14 protein-coding genes are annotated in these 13,839 nt (G+C 70.7%); 13 read left to right on the top strand and 1 reads right to left on the bottom strand.

Annotated features, from left to right (window positions below; all coding sequences use genetic code 11):
- Positions 1 to 140: 140 nt before the first annotated feature.
- From EV278_RS17490 to EV278_RS17430, 13 genes are all read left to right on the top strand, one after another.
- Entirely contained in the window at positions 141 to 458 is a 318-nt protein-coding gene (locus EV278_RS17490) for a PepSY domain-containing protein (protein ID WP_132094355.1), read from the top strand.
- Positions 459 to 494: 36 nt separating this feature from the next.
- Positions 495 to 1,175, top strand: a complete 681-nt coding sequence (locus EV278_RS17485) for a response regulator transcription factor (protein WP_035078112.1) — start codon at positions 495 to 497, stop codon at positions 1,173 to 1,175.
- A gap of 214 nt (positions 1,176 to 1,389) precedes the next feature.
- Positions 1,390 to 2,772, top strand: coding sequence for an ATP-binding protein (locus EV278_RS17480; RefSeq protein WP_132094352.1), 1,383 nt, complete (start codon positions 1,390 to 1,392; stop codon positions 2,770 to 2,772).
- A 204-nt stretch (positions 2,773 to 2,976) separates the two neighbouring features.
- Entirely contained in the window at positions 2,977 to 4,317 is a 1,341-nt protein-coding gene (locus EV278_RS17475; protein ID WP_132094349.1) for a hypothetical protein, read from the top strand.
- Between the two features lie 68 nt (positions 4,318 to 4,385).
- On the top strand, positions 4,386 to 5,516 hold the full coding sequence (gene ccmI / locus EV278_RS17470) for a c-type cytochrome biogenesis protein CcmI (RefSeq protein ID WP_132094346.1): 1,131 nt from the start codon (positions 4,386 to 4,388) through the stop codon (positions 5,514 to 5,516).
- Positions 5,513 to 6,013, top strand: coding sequence for a cytochrome c maturation protein CcmE (gene ccmE, locus EV278_RS17465; protein ID WP_132094343.1), 501 nt, complete (start codon positions 5,513 to 5,515; stop codon positions 6,011 to 6,013). The genes ccmI and ccmE overlap by 4 nt, the downstream gene beginning before the upstream one ends.
- Positions 6,010 to 7,986: a heme lyase CcmF/NrfE family subunit gene (locus tag EV278_RS17460; protein ID WP_132094340.1), complete on the top strand. Its 1,977-nt coding sequence runs from the start codon at positions 6,010 to 6,012 to the stop codon at positions 7,984 to 7,986. Before ccmE ends, EV278_RS17460 begins: the two co-directional genes overlap by 4 nt.
- 173 nt (positions 7,987 to 8,159) lie before the next feature.
- Positions 8,160 to 8,615 (top strand): cytochrome c-type biogenesis protein, encoded by a 456-nt coding sequence (locus EV278_RS17455; protein WP_132094337.1) that lies wholly within the window; start codon positions 8,160 to 8,162, stop codon positions 8,613 to 8,615.
- A 145-nt stretch (positions 8,616 to 8,760) separates the two neighbouring features.
- A complete protein-coding gene (locus EV278_RS17450) occupies positions 8,761 to 10,335 on the top strand; it encodes a trypsin-like peptidase domain-containing protein (protein ID WP_132094335.1) in 1,575 nt (524 codons plus the stop codon).
- Between the two features lie 141 nt (positions 10,336 to 10,476).
- Complete coding sequence (locus EV278_RS17445) at positions 10,477 to 11,148, top strand: response regulator transcription factor (protein WP_132094332.1); 672 nt, start codon at positions 10,477 to 10,479, stop codon at positions 11,146 to 11,148.
- 33 nt (positions 11,149 to 11,181) lie between these two features.
- Positions 11,182 to 11,403: a hypothetical protein gene (locus EV278_RS17440; protein ID WP_132094329.1), complete on the top strand. Its 222-nt coding sequence runs from the start codon at positions 11,182 to 11,184 to the stop codon at positions 11,401 to 11,403.
- Entirely contained in the window at positions 11,403 to 11,717 is a 315-nt protein-coding gene (locus EV278_RS17435) for a type II toxin-antitoxin system RelE/ParE family toxin (RefSeq protein WP_132094326.1), read from the top strand. Before EV278_RS17440 ends, EV278_RS17435 begins: the two co-directional genes overlap by 1 nt.
- Positions 11,718 to 11,720: 3 nt before the next feature.
- Entirely contained in the window at positions 11,721 to 13,127 is a 1,407-nt protein-coding gene (locus EV278_RS17430; protein ID WP_132094323.1) for a HAMP domain-containing sensor histidine kinase, read from the top strand.
- 138 nt (positions 13,128 to 13,265) lie between these two features.
- Here EV278_RS17430 and EV278_RS17425 read toward each other — a convergent pair whose 3' ends face one another.
- Positions 13,266 to 13,814 carry a hypothetical protein gene (locus EV278_RS17425; protein ID WP_132094320.1) on the bottom strand — a complete coding sequence of 183 codons (549 nt, stop codon included), beginning with the start codon at positions 13,812 to 13,814 and terminating at the stop codon, positions 13,266 to 13,268.
- Positions 13,815 to 13,839 lie beyond the last annotated feature (25 nt).

Below are 13,839 nucleotides of genomic sequence, written 5' to 3'. Positions count from 1 at the left end.
CGTCCTTCGGTTTGGCGGCCGGATCGATCGAAGGCGGCCCGCCGGACCTTCGTTCGTCGAATCCGTGACAGAACGACGTTGCCCGTCCATAACGGCCGTGTTCAGCCTCTATTCAGCCGCGACGCTCTAAACCGGAGCCCATGAAGCCGATCCATTTCCTCTTCGCCGCCGCCCTGGCCGCCGCCGCCCTCCCCGGCGTGGCGTCCGCGCAGCGCGGCCCGGACTCGCTGGGCGCCGACTGGCGCGCCCGGCAGGACCAGGCGCGCGGGGGCGTGCAGTCGGGGCGTCTGGTGCCGCTCAGCCGGGTGATCGAGCAGATCGGCCGCCGCACGCCGGGCCGGGTGCTGGACGCCGGCCTGGAAGGCCCCAACTACCGGGTCCGCTGGGCCACGACCGACGGTCGCCGCATCGACTTCATCGTCGATGCCCAGACCGGCCAGATTCTCAGCGCCAACTAAGTTTCCGATCCAGCGTCACGAGACAGAGACTCCTCCATGCGCATCCTGCTTGTCGAAGACGATCCCGACCTGTCGCGCCAGCTGAAGCTGGCCCTGGGCGACGCGGGCTACGCCGTCGACCACGCCGCCGACGGCGAGGAGGCCCAGTTCCTGGGCGAGACCGAACCCTACGACGCGGTGGTGCTGGACCTGGGCCTGCCCAAGGTGGACGGCGTGTCGGTGCTGGAGCGCTGGCGGCGCGGCAACGTCGCCACCCCGGTGCTGATCCTGACCGCGCGCGGCTCGTGGAACGAGAAGGTGGCGGGCTTCGACGCCGGCGCCGACGACTACCTGACCAAGCCGTTCCATACCGAGGAGCTGCTGGCCCGCCTGCGCGCGCTGCTGCGCCGCTCGTCCGGCCACGCCTCGCCGACCCTGTCGTGCGGCGGCCTGCGCCTGGATCCGCGCGCCGCCCGGGCCAGCGTCAACGGCGAGCCCCTGCGCCTGACCTCGCTGGAATACCGCCTGCTGCACTACATGATGATGCACCAGGGCCGGGTGATCGGCCGCACCGAACTGGTCGAGCACCTGTACGACCAGGACTTCGACCGCGACTCCAACACCATCGAGGTGTTCATCGGCCGGCTGCGCAAGAAGCTGGGCAGCGACCGGATCGAGACCGTGCGCGGCCTGGGCTACCGCCTGACGCCGCTGGAAGGCGAGACGACGGAAGGGTAGGGCATTCGCCAACTTGGGTCTGGCCCAACCCAAAACTCCGCTCATCCCGACGAAAGCGGGACCCAAGCTGAGGCAGGTTGCTGGGTCAGAGCGAAACCGCCAGGCTCGGCTTGGGTCCCGACTTTCGTCGGGATGAGCGGGAAAAAGGGGCAAGGTGAGCGAAACGGAAATGTGTCCTGAGCCCCTAGTCGCCACCGTGGGCGAGGCCTAACCCATGTGGGACCTCAGCAAGCGCTCGCTGGTCCGGCGGCTGGTGCTGCTGGCGGCGGCGTGGAACCTGGTGGTGCTGGTGCTGGCGGGCGTGTTCCTGACCGCCCAGTTCCGCGACGCGGCCATCCGCCGGTTCGACCAATCGTTGGCCGTGCTGACCGACGACCTCTATGCCGGCTCCACCGTCGACGACGGGGTGCTGAAGGCCCCGGTCCTGACCGACATCCGCGCCACCCGGGCCTATTCGGGCCGCTACTGGACGATCTTCGACCAGCCGCCGGGCGGCGGCGGACTGAACGTGATCGAGCGCTCGCGCTCGCTGTTCGACAGCGACCTGGTGATCCCGGTCGAGCAGTCCGAGCGGCTGATGTCCGAGCCCGGCAAGACCCTCTATTTCGACCTCAAGGGGCCGCAGAACCGGCCGCTGCGCGCCGCCGCCCTGCTGGCCCGGCTGCCCGGCTACCCGCGGCCGGTGGTGTTCATCGCCGCCGAGGACCGCTCGCCGATCGACGCCGACGCCGACCGCTTCGGGCGCATCACCACCTTCGCCCTGGTCATCCTGGGCGGCGGCCTGATCGCCGCGGTGGTGGTGCAGGTGCGGGTCGGCCTGGTGCCGCTGTTCCGCCTGCGCCGCGAGGTGGCCTCGGTGCGGCGCGGCAAGGCCGAGAAGCTGGACGGCGACTATCCGGAGGAGCTGGCGCCGCTGGCCGTCGAGCTGAACGCCCTGCTGTCGCATAACCAGGAGGTGGTCGAGCGCCAGCGCACCCACGTCGGCAACCTGGCCCACGCCTTGAAGACCCCGCTGTCGGTGATGCTGACCGAGGCGGGCCAGCGGCCCGGCGCCCTGGCCGAGGTCGTCGAGCGCCAGGCCCAGACCATGCGTGAGCAGGTCGACCACCACCTGCGCCGGGCTCGCGCCGCCGCCCGCTCCCAGACCTCGGGCGAGCGCACGCCGGTCGAACCGATCCTGGACGAGCTGGCCGTGACCCTGGAGCGGATCTTCCAGGACAAGGGTGTCCAGATCGACTGGCGGTGCCCCGACGACCTGTGCTTCCAGGGCGAGCGCCAGGACTTCATGGAACTGGCCGGCAACGTGATGGAAAACGCCGGCAAGTGGTGCAAGGGCAAGGTGCGGGCCGAGGCTGTGGCCAGCTCGCCCGAGCAGATGACCCTGACCGTCGACGACGACGGTCCCGGCCTGCCGCCCGACCGCTGGACCGACGCCCTCAAGCGCGGCCAGCGGATGGACGAGCACACGCCCGGCTCGGGGCTGGGCCTGTCGATCGTGGACGAACTGGCCCGCGCCTACGGCGGCTCGGTCACCCTGGGCGCCTCGCCCCTGGGCGGGCTGCGCGTGACCCTGGTGCTGCCGCGGTCGGAGGGGTGACCACCGCTCTTCCCGCCCGTTTCGCGGCAGGGGAGAACGACGGGCCGACGCGCTCAACCTGACATCGACGGAAACCGCTTTCCTGGCCCCAGCGACCTTTCGACGCTGCCGTTCGCGCCGCGAAAACTTATGGTTTCGGAAAGTCTTAACCTCGTTGGCGACATGGTTGACGCGGCCCGGAGCGGGCCGATCCGGTGGGGGGTTATGGCAGCGATCGCCGCCAACAAGTTGCTGATGGTCCGGAAGCTGGTGGAAACCGCGCCCGACGCCGCTCTGCGCAGCCTCGAGCTCGCCCTGGCCGGCCCCGCCGGCGGGCAGGGCGCGCTGGCGACCGTGCGCGGCCTGGTCGAGGACGAAGTTACCGCCCGTTATGTCCGCAACAGCGTCCTGGCCCCGATCGTCCCGCTGTGCGCCCTGCGCGAGGCAGGACAGACCGCCTTCCCGCCCCGCACCCTGCCCCTGCTGTGGGCCGCCCTGAGGCGGCAGGCGCCCAGGAAGGTCGAGGAGGCCGCGGCGCGCTGCAATCCGTGGGACCTGGAGCAGGGCCCGCCCGACGTCTTCGACGAGCTGTGCAAGGTTGCCTCCCGCGGCCTGCGCGCCCAGGCCGAGCCGGGCTTCCAGGCGCTGGACGCCGTCTGCGACGTCGACGCCCTGGCCTCGTGCCTGGAGCTGTCGGTCATCGTCCGCGCCGCCCTGCCCAAGCTGCAGGAATGGGTCAGCAAGATGAGCGAGGATCGCGCCTCCTCGGCCCGGCTGGCCTACAAGGACGCCTGCGCCATCCGCCCGGACGCCGGGCCGCTGCTGTTCGAGATGCTGGCCGCCCACCTTCCGGACGACTGGCGGATCCTGCGGGTGATCTCGGCGGTCATGGACCGGCCGGGCGACAAGTTCTGGGCCTCGTCCGAGGTCGGGGTGTTCGGCGAGCGGGTGCTGGCCGACATCGAGAAGAACATCGACTTCATCAACGCCTTCGACCCGGCCAAGGGCGAGACGGAAGGCCGCAAGGCCGCCCATGCCGCCCAGAGGGTCGCCCAGCAGATCACCGAGCTGGAGCAGTCGGTGAACCTGGCCAAGGACGGCCCCTGGGGCCGGCGCCTGGTCAAGTACAAGCAGGCCATCGCCCAGGCGGTCGAGACGCGGATGAACGCGGCCGAGAAGGAGCTGCTGGCGGCCCTGCCGCTGCGGCCGATCTCGATCCTGGGCGGCAAGAAGGGCAAGGGCGTGCCGCTGCTGACGGCCGAGCCCGACGAGGTCCAGGCCCGCCGGCTGACGGCGGTGCTGGTGTTCATCGCCGAGATCCGCGGCTGCGCCACGCAGAGCGGCTACGGCTCCAGCCGCGCCAAGGTGCTGGAGAAGCTGAACGGCCGCCTGGACCAGTACATCGAGGACATCCTGCACATCGTGCGGACCGGCGACGGCGGCGACCAGGGCCTGGCGCGGCTCTATGTCGACCTGGCCGCCGGCTACATCGCCTACAGCCGCGATGAAAAGACCGCCGAGATCGTCCGCCGCCGCGCGGCCGCGGCCATGGCGGCGGCGGCTTAGGGTCATCGCGGCCCTTAAGCGCTTTTTTCGCTAACGGCGCCGCCGTTTTCCCGGCTAACACGCGCGACATGATCGCTTTCTGGATCGCCGCGGCGGGATTGTCGGCCGTCGTCGCCGCCCTGGTGCTGCGCGGCGCGGCGCGGGCGTCCGCGGCTGCGAGCGCGGGCGGCGACGACGCCAGCCTGGCCGTGCACCGGCGCCAGCTGTCCGAGATCGACGACCTGGCCGAGCGGGGCCTGCTGGCCGACGCCGAGCTGAAGGGGGCCCGGGCCGAAGCCGCCCGCCGCCTGATCGCCGCCGCCGACCACCAGGCGCCGTGGCCGCCGACGGATCCCAAGCTGCGGCCGCTGGTGCTGGCCCTGGCCGCCGCCGCCCCGCTGCTGGCGATCGCGCTCTACGGCGTGGTCGGCGCCCCGGGCCTGGCCGACCAGCCGTTCCTCAAGCGCGTGGCCGCCTGGCGCAACACCGACCCCGCCCAGCTGGAGCCGCAGAAGATCGCCACGGTGCTGGAGCAGATCGCCGTCCAGCGTCCGACCGATCCCGAGCCGCTGAAGAACCTGGCCCTGGCCCGGATGGCGGCCGGTGACGCCACCGGCGCGTCCCAGGCCCTGCGCCGCGCCGTGATCCTGGCCCCGGCCCGCGCCGACCTGTGGGCCGGCCTGGGCGAGACCTTCGTGGCCGATGGCGACGGCGAGATCGGGACCGACGCCCGCAAGGCCTTCGCCGAGGCGCTGAAGCGCGATCCCAGGAACGTCAGCGCCCGCTATCACCTGGGCCTGGCCCGGATCGCCAACGGCGACGTCCAGGGCGGCCTGGCCGACTGGAAAGCGCTGCTGGCCGACCTGCCGCCCGACGATCCGCGCCGCATGGGCTTTGGTCACCAGATCGCCCAGGTCCAGGCCGACGGCGGCCTGCGGCCCAGCGCCGCCCCCACCGGCCAGCCGGCCGAGGGCGGCTCGGACGGCGATGTTCAAGGCATGATCCAGGGCATGGTCGCCGGCCTGGCCGCCCGGCTGGAGGCCAGTCCCGACGATCCCGACGGCTGGGTCAAACTGGTGCGCGCCTACGCCGTGCTGGGCGACGCCGCCCGCCGCGACGCGACCCTGGCCAAGGCCGAGGCCCGCTACAAGGACCAGCCCAAGGTGCTGGCCGCCCTGCGCCAGGCCGCCCAGACTCCCGCCCAGAAGACCCAGCCATGAGTTTCCTGCCCAAATCCCGCAAGGCGCGCCGTCGCCTGACCGTCCTGGCCGTCGCCGCCCCCGTGGTGGCGCTGGCCGTTGGCCTGGCGCTATGGGGGATGCGCGACGCCATTTCGCTGTTCTACACCCCGGCCCAGGCCGCCGCCGCCCACGTGCCGGCCGGCCGCAAGGTGCAGCTGGGCGGGCTGGTCAAGGCCGGCAGCGTCGTCAAGCATCCGGACGGCCTGGTCGAGTTCGTGGTCGCCGACCAGCGCTCCACCGCCCTGGTCCGCTACAAGGGCGACCTGCCGGACCTGTTCCGCGAGGGCCAGGGCGTGGTGGCGTCGGGGGCGTTCGACGCGTCCGGAACCTTCGTCGCCAAGCAGGTGCTGGCCAAGCACGACGAGCGCTACATGCCGCGCGAGGTCTCCAAGGCCCTGAAGGAACAGGGCGAGTGGCGCGGCGACGGACAGGCGCCGTCGTACCAGGGCTACAAGCCGGGGAAACCCACGACGTGATCACCGAATTCGGCGCCTACGCCCTGGTCCTGGCCCTGGTCCTGTCGGCCCTGCAGATGATCCTGTCGGCGATCGGCGGGGCGCGGCGCTCGTCGCTGCTGGCCGGCGCGGGGCGGGGCGCCGCGCTGGGGGCCTTCCTGGGCACGGCCCTGACCTTCCTGGCCTTGATCCACGCCTTCGTGGTGTCGGACTTCTCGGTGGCCAATGTCGCGGCCAACTCCCACACCGCCAAGCCGATGCTGTACAAGGTGGCCGGGGCCTGGGGCAGCCACGAGGGCTCGATGCTGCTGTGGTGCCTGGTGCTGACCGGCTACGGCGCGGCCGTGGCCAGCTTCGGCGAGGCCCTGCCGCCGCGCCTGCGGGCCTATGCGGTGGCGACCCAGGGCGCGCTGGGCGTGCTGTTCCTGGCCTACACCGTCTTCGCCTCCAACCCGATGGCCCGGCTGCTGGATGTCCCGGTCGAGGGCGCGTCGCTGAACCCGCTGCTGCAGGACCCGGCGCTGGCCTTCCACCCGCCGTTCCTCTACGCCGGCTATGTCGGCTTTTCGGTGGTGTTCTCGTTTTCGATGGCCGCCCTGATCGAGGGCCGGGTCGACGCGGCCTGGGCGCGCTGGGTGCGGCCCTGGACGCTGGCGGCCTGGAGCTTCCTGACCGTCGGCATCACCCTGGGCGCCTTCTGGGCCTATTACGAGCTGGGCTGGGGCGGCTGGTGGTTCTGGGACCCGGTCGAGAACGCCAGTTTCATGCCCTGGCTGATCGGTTCGGCCCTGCTGCACTCGGCCGTGGTGCTGGAGAAGCGCGGCGCCCTGCCGGGCTGGACGGTGTTCCTGGGGCTGGCGGCCTTCACCTTCTCGATGCTGGGCGCGTTCCTGGTGCGCTCGGGCGTGCTGACCAGCGTCCACGCCTTCGCCGTCGACCCCACGCGGGGAATCCTGCTGCTGACCATCATGGGGATCGCGGCCGGCGCCGGCTTTGCGATGTTCGCCCTGCGCGCGCCCAGCCTGAACAGCGGCGGCCTGTTCGCCCCGGTCAGCCGCGAGAGCGCCATCGTCCTGAACAACATCATCCTGTCGACCGCCACGGCCGTGGTGCTGGTCGGGACCCTGTTCCCGCTGATCCGCGAGGCGACCGACGGCGAGGCGGTGTCGGTCGGCGCGCCGTTCTTCAACATGACCTTCGTGCCCCTGATGGTCCTGGCCATGGCGATCCTCCCGGCGGGGCCGCTGCTGGCCTGGAAGCGCGGCGACGCGCGGCTGGTGGTCCGCCGCCTATGGCTGGCCCTGGCGATCGCCGCGATCCTGGGCCTGGCGGCCTTCGCCGCCGTCGCCCCGCGCAGCGCCCTGGCCAGCGCCGGCCTGGTCGTCGGCTTCTGGCTGGTGGGCGGGGCGGTGCTGGAGCTGGCCGAGCGGGTGAAGGCCTTCCGCGCGCCCTGGCCCGAGGTCCGCCGCCGCCTGACCGGCCTGCCGCGCGGAGCCTGGGGCACGACCCTGGCCCATGCCGGCCTGGGGATCTTCGTGCTGGGCGCGGCGTTCGAGACGACGTGGCGGGTCGAGGCGGCCCAGGCCCTGAGCGTCGGCGGTCAGCTGAAGCTGGGCGCCTACGAACTGGCTCTGACCGACGTCGGCACGGTGGAGGGCGAGAACTACATCGCCGAGCGCGGGATCGTGAAGATCACCCGGGCCGGCGCGCCGGTCTGCGAGGCGCGGCCCGAGCGCCGCTTCTATCCCACCGGCAAGCAGACCACCTCGGAGGTGGCGATCTGCCCCAAGGTGCTGGACGACCTCTATGTGGTGCTGGGCGAGCGCCGGGCCGGCCCGGACGGCCAGCCGGCCTGGCTGGTGCGGGCCTTCGTCAATCCGTGGGTCCGGCTGATCTTCCTGGGCCCGCTGGTCATGGCGATCGGCGGCCTGGTCTCGCTGTCGGACCGCCGCCTGCGGTTTGGGGTGGGCAAGCGCGCGGAGCGTGCGGCGTGAGGTCGGTTTTCCCCTTCCTTCTCCCCTTGCGGGAGAAGGTGGCCGCCGAAGGCGGTCGGATGAGGGGTCTCTCAAACCTTTCAACCTCGATCGTTCGCGGTGTCGCCGCCCTACGACCCCTCATCCGTCGGCTACGCCGACCCCTTCTCCCGCAAGGGGAGAAGGGGCGGGGGATGCTTGTCGCGTTGGCCGCCATCGCCTGCATGGCCGGGGCCGCCGCCGATCCGGCCGAGCGCCTGCCCGATCCGGCCCAGGAGGCCCGGGCCCGCACGCTGTTCCGCGAGGTCCGCTGCCTGGTCTGCCAGAACGAGTCGATCGACGATTCCGAGGCCGCGCTGGCCGGCGACCTGCGCCAGGTCGTACGCGACCAAGTGAAGCAGGGACGCAGCGACAAGCAGATCCGCGCGTTCCTGGTCGAGCGCTATGGCGAGTTCGTGCTGCTCAAGCCGCCGTTCTCGGCCGGCAACGCCCTGCTCTGGGCCACGCCGGCGATCGCGCTGATCCTGGGCGGCGTGCTGATGGCGCTGCTGTTGCGCCGACGGGCAGCCTCGGCGGCGGACGGTGAAGATTCTGCGCCGCTTTCGCAGGTGGAGGAGGCGCGTCTTCAGGTGTTGTTGAAGGACGAATGACACGATTGCGCCGCGAAGACGCCGCAAGACCATCTTGAGCGTGGACGCATGATCTCATCGAAGACCATTGCGCCTTTCGCCAGCGCAACTAGGTTCTCAGGCCAAGGACCCGGCGCCGCGCGCCGTGGGTGAGGAAAGACGTAAGATGGCTGCTAGGAAGTCTGGTTTCTTTGTCGGTGCGGTGGCCGGGGCGGGCGTGGCCTGCGCGGCGCTGGTCGGCGTGGGTATGCGCATGGGCCCCGCGGGCGCCGCCGAGCCGCAGGTGATCCGCACCTCGGGCGCGCCGATGGCCGCCGGCGCGCCGATGTTCGCGCCGCCGCCCGGCGCCCCGATGTCGTTCGCCGACATCTTCGAACAGGTCTCGCCCGCCGTGGTGCAGATCGACGTCACCTCCAAGGCCGCCGCCGCGCCGAAGCTGCGCATTCCCGGCCTGGAAGGGTTCGACATCGTGCCCAAGGGCCAGAAGGGCGAAGACGGCGAGGAGGCCCCGGGGCCCAAGCAGCAGTCCTCGGGCTCGGGCTTCTTCATCTCGGCCGACGGCTATCTGGTCACCAACAACCACGTGGTGGCCGACGCCGACGACGACGGCATCAATGTCGTGCTCAAGGACGGCCGCGAGCTGAAGGCCACGATCGTCGGCCGCGACGAGGGCACCGACCTGGCGGTCCTCAAGGTGGTCGATCCCAAGGCCAAGGGCGCGGCGTTCCCGTTCGTCAACTTCGAGAACCAGGCCAAGCCGCGGGTCGGCGACTGGGTGATCACCATCGGCAACCCGTTCGGCCTGGGCGGCACCGCCACGGCCGGCATCATCTCGGCCTATAACCGCGACCTGGGCGACAGCTCGTCGAACTTCGTCGACTACATCCAGATCGACGCGCCGATCAATCGGGGCAATTCGGGCGGTCCCTCGTTCGACATCTATGGCCGGGTGATCGGGGTCAACACCGCCATCTTCTCGCCGACCGGCGGCTCGGTGGGCATCGGCTTCGCCATCCCCGCCGACGTGGCCGAGGCCACCGCCAAACAGCTGATCAGCGGCGGCAAGGTGGTGCGCGGCTATATCGGCGCCCAGATCCAGCCCTTCACCAAGGAAATGGCCGACGCCCAGGGCCTGGGCGACGTCAAGGGCGCGATCGTCGCCGACCTGGTGCCCGGCGGTCCGGCCCAGAAGGGCGGCCTGCTGCCCGAGGACGTGATCACCGCCGTCAATGGCGTGGAGATCAAGAGCGGCACGGAACTGACCCGCGAAGTGGCCAAGGGCCGTCCGGGCGACACCCTGAAGCTGTCGGTCCTGCGAGGCGGCAAGCCGCGGACGATCGAGATCAAGTCGGGCGTGCGTCCCACCGAGAAGGAACTGGCCCTGAACGACGACGACAGCGACGAGGGCGGCGCCGATGCGCCGGCCAAGCCGCAGGTCCAGAAGTCGGAAGCCCTGGGCATGACCCTGGTCCCGATCGACGAGTCGGCCCGCCGCACCTACAGCATCGACCCGACCGTCAAGGGCGTGCTGATCGACGGCGTGAAGGCCAATTCCGACGCCGGCGAGAAGGGCCTGCGCAAGGGCGACGTCCTGACCAGCGTCAATGGCGAGCCGGTCGCCTCGGCCGCCCAGGTGTCGTCGGCGGTGGAAGCGGCCAAGAAGCTGCAGCGCCCCAGCGTCAACCTGCGGATCGTCCGCGCCGGTCGTCCCACGATCGTGCCGCTGAAGATCGCGCCGTAAGAACCGCGATACGCGGGGGCTTTCGCCCGCGCGCGGATCACGTCACCATCGCCGGGACGTGACGACAACACGATAGAGGGCGTCATCGATTCGCACGGTGGCGCCCTTTCGTGCATCCGGGGCCAGGGTTGAGGATTGGGCATGCGTATTCTGATCATCGAGGATGACCTCGAGGCGGCGGCGGCGATGCGCCACGGCCTGACCGAGGCCGGCTACGAATGCACGCACGCGCCCGACGGCGAGGCCGGCCTGGCCGAGGCGGGCAAGGGCAAGTTCGACGTGATGATCGTCGACCGGATGATGCCCAAGAAGAACGGCGTCGAGGTGGTCGAGACCCTGCGCCGAGAGGGCGACCAGACGCCGGTGCTGTTCCTGTCGGCCCTGGGCGAGATCAACGACCGCGTCACCGGCCTGCGGGCCGGGGCCGACGATTACCTGGTCAAGCCCTACGCCTTCGCCGAGTTGATCGCCCGGGTCGACGCCCTGTCGCGCCGCCGCGAGACCGGGGCGGTCGCGACCACCCTCAAGGTGGGCGAGCTCGAAATGAACCTGATCAACCGGACGGTCCATCGCCAGGGCAAGGAGATCGATCTCCAGCCGCGCGAGTTCCAGCTGCTGGAGTTCATGATGCGCCACGCCGGCCAGTCGGTGACCCGCACCATGCTGCTGGAGAAGGTGTGGGAATACCATTTCGACCCGCAGACCAACGTCATCGACGTGCACATTTCCCGGCTGCGCTCGAAGATCGACAAGGGCTTCGACCGGGCCATGCTGCAGACCGTGCGAGGGGCGGGCTACCGGCTCGATCCGTAGGCGGCGGGGCAGGGGCGTGTTAGGCTCGGGACCATGAACAAGCTGACCCAGCCCGTTCCCGAAGACGAAGAGGATTTCGGCCCGGAGCAATCCGACGCCGAGATGGAAGCTTGGATCGCGCGCAATCGCGACGGGATCAACGCGCTAATCCGGGAAGCGCGAGAGGACATAGCCGAAGGCGGGGTCGAACCCTGGGATTTCGAGGCCATGTTGGCGGAAGCCAGGCGTGAATTCGAGAAAAGCCAAAAGGGCTGATGAACGCGCCTCTGGTCGTCCGGACTCGCAAAGCTCAAGGCGATTTCAAGCACATCTATGCTTGGATCGCCCAGGACAGCGGCCACGTACGAGCTGCTGAGGTGCTTTCGAGGATCGACAGGATGGCCGAGAGGTTGGCTTTGCGTCCTCGGATGGGGCGAGTGCGAAGAGATTTCGATGGCGAACCACGCGTCTTCACGGTCGCTCCCTGGATGATCGTCTATGAAACACTGCCTAATGACGCCGGCATCCAGGTCTTGCGTCTTATCGATAGTCGCCGCGATGTCGCGACCCTGCTCGGCAAGAAGAGCTAGCCCATGCGCCTGCCGCGCCTGATCCGATCGACGCCGTTCCGGCTGACCCTGCTGTTCCTGGCCCTGTTCGCGGCGGCCGCCAGCGCGTTCCTGGGCTATATCTACATCGCCACCGCCGGCGAGGTGAACCGCCGGGCCGACGCCGAGATCACCCGCGAGATGGAGAGCCTGGAGGCCGCCTACCGGGTGGGCGGGGTCAACGCCCTGAACCAGACCATCGTCGAGCGCGCCACCGGCGAGCGGCCGTTCCTGTACCTGCTGCTCGACAAGGACGGCAAGCGGATCTCCGGCTCGATCGAGGAGTCGCCGATCGACGACTTCACCGGTCCCGGCCCGACCTGGGAGACCTTCAAGCTCACCGAGACCGACATCGACGGGGCCGAGGTCAAGCGCGCCGCGCGTGGGGTTCAGGAGCGGTTGAGCGGCGGCGAGGCCCTGTTCGTCGGGGCCGACGTCCAGGAGTCGGAAGGCTATGTGATGAAGATCGTCCGGGCCCTGCGCGGGGCCGGGGCGCTGGTCATCATCCTGGGCCTGGCCGGCGGGGTGCTGATCAGCCGCAACGTCTCGCGCAGCATGCAGGGGCTGGTCGACGTGGTGAACGCGGTGCGGGCCGGAGACTTGCACGCCCGGGCCCGGGTGCGCGGCACGCGCGACGAGTATGACGAGCTGGCCGAGGGCCTCAACGACATGCTCGACCGCATTGAGCGGCTGATGGGGGGCCTGCGCCACGCCGGCGACGCCATCGCCCACGACCTGCGCTCGCCCCTGACCCGCCTGCGCGCCCGCATGGAGGTGGCCCTGATCGACGCCGAGAACGGCAAGGGCGATCCGGTGGCGGCGTTGGAGACCGCCCTGGCCGACGCGGACGGCGTGCTGAAGACCTTCAACGCGGTGCTGGCCATCGCCCGCCTGCAGGCGGCCGGCGAGGCGCCGAACCAGGCGGTGTTCGACGCCAGCGAACTGGCCTCGGACATGGCCGAGCTCTATGAGGCCAGTTGCGAGGACAAGGGCCTGGACTTCAAGGCCGAGATCGTTCCGGCCCTGGGCGTGCGCGGCAACCGCGAGTTCATCGCCCAGGCCCTGGCCAACATTCTCGACAACGCCATCAAATATACGCCCGAGGGCGGGGCGGTGATGCTGCGGGCCCGGCGCACCTCGTCCAGCGAGCTGGAGTTCTCGGTCACCGATACCGGTCCCGGCGTGCCCGAGGCCGACCGCGCCCGGGTGGTCCAGCGCTTCGTGCGGCTGGAGAACAGCCGCAGCGAGCCCGGGGCGGGGCTGGGCCTGTCGCTGGTCCAGGCCGTGGCCGCCTCGCACGGCGGGCGGCTGGAACTGGCCGAGGGGCCGGGCGAATACGGCGGCTTCGGCCCGGGCCTGCGCGTGGCGCTGGTGCTGCCGCGGGTGGAGTAGGGGCCTCACGGCTCACGCACTTGCCCCCACCTGACGGCTTCGCCGTCTGTCCGCCCCCACAGGGGGCGGAGCGCTCTTCCCTCTGGGGGAAGACGGCCGCGAAGCGACCCGTAGGGGGCAAGTGATCGCCGTCTCGACCTATTCCGGTCGCCCGTACACCACGTCGAAACACCGCTGCCGGCCCAGCTTCGTCGGGCAGAAACCCGTCTCTTCCGAGCCTTCGCGGATCACCACATAGCGGTCGCGCTTGCACGCCCACCATTCCTCCTCGAAGTCCGGACGGCCGTCCTGCTTGAACACCGGTTCGTCGCCCTGGGCGTAGAAGCGGGTCATGCCGGTCAGGCCGCCGAAGCTGCCCCAGCCGTTGACCAGGCCGCAGACCCGGCCGTCGCGCCGCGCCCACACCCGGCCCAGCTCCAGGGCGTGCGGCTGAGCCAGGCGGGCGCTCAGGCGCGGCTTGACGCTGGCCCAGCGCACCCGCGCCATCGACCGGGCCTGGACGAGCTGGCCGCCCGCGGCCGGGGGCTTGGGTTCGACCTTCATCTCATAGCGCACCGTGAACATCACCATCAGGCCGACGGCGAAGGCGACCAGGGCCATGACGCCCAGGTCGAAGATCCTCACCGCCAGCGCCTTGCGACGGCTGTGGCGACCGCGCGCCACGGGCATTCTGAGAACGAAGGTCATGATCGCGGCCCGCCTGACGCCGCGC

This window comes from Caulobacter sp. BK020 (assembly GCF_004342605.1).
Lineage (GTDB): Bacteria > Pseudomonadota > Alphaproteobacteria > Caulobacterales > Caulobacteraceae > Caulobacter.
This window is presented reverse-complemented; position numbering and strand designations above follow the sequence as displayed.

Coding starts and splice junctions, on each gene's coding strand:
- EV278_RS17425 (WP_132094320.1), bottom strand. CDS start 13,814: ATGACCTTCGTTCTCAGAATGCCCGTGGCGCGCGGTCGCCACAGCCGT.
- EV278_RS17490 (WP_132094355.1), top strand. CDS start 141: ATGAAGCCGATCCATTTCCTCTTCGCCGCCGCCCTGGCCGCCGCCGCC.
- EV278_RS17430 (WP_132094323.1), top strand. CDS start 11,721: ATGCGCCTGCCGCGCCTGATCCGATCGACGCCGTTCCGGCTGACCCTG.
- EV278_RS17435 (WP_132094326.1), top strand. CDS start 11,403: ATGAACGCGCCTCTGGTCGTCCGGACTCGCAAAGCTCAAGGCGATTTC.
- EV278_RS17440 (WP_132094329.1), top strand. CDS start 11,182: ATGAACAAGCTGACCCAGCCCGTTCCCGAAGACGAAGAGGATTTCGGC.
- EV278_RS17485 (WP_035078112.1), top strand. CDS start 495: ATGCGCATCCTGCTTGTCGAAGACGATCCCGACCTGTCGCGCCAGCTG.
- EV278_RS17450 (WP_132094335.1), top strand. CDS start 8,761: ATGGCTGCTAGGAAGTCTGGTTTCTTTGTCGGTGCGGTGGCCGGGGCG.
- EV278_RS17455 (WP_132094337.1), top strand. CDS start 8,160: ATGCTTGTCGCGTTGGCCGCCATCGCCTGCATGGCCGGGGCCGCCGCC.
- ccmE (WP_132094343.1), top strand. CDS start 5,513: ATGAGTTTCCTGCCCAAATCCCGCAAGGCGCGCCGTCGCCTGACCGTC.
- EV278_RS17445 (WP_132094332.1), top strand. CDS start 10,477: ATGCGTATTCTGATCATCGAGGATGACCTCGAGGCGGCGGCGGCGATG.
- EV278_RS17475 (WP_132094349.1), top strand. CDS start 2,977: ATGGCAGCGATCGCCGCCAACAAGTTGCTGATGGTCCGGAAGCTGGTG.
- ccmI (WP_132094346.1), top strand. CDS start 4,386: ATGATCGCTTTCTGGATCGCCGCGGCGGGATTGTCGGCCGTCGTCGCC.
- EV278_RS17480 (WP_132094352.1), top strand. CDS start 1,390: ATGTGGGACCTCAGCAAGCGCTCGCTGGTCCGGCGGCTGGTGCTGCTG.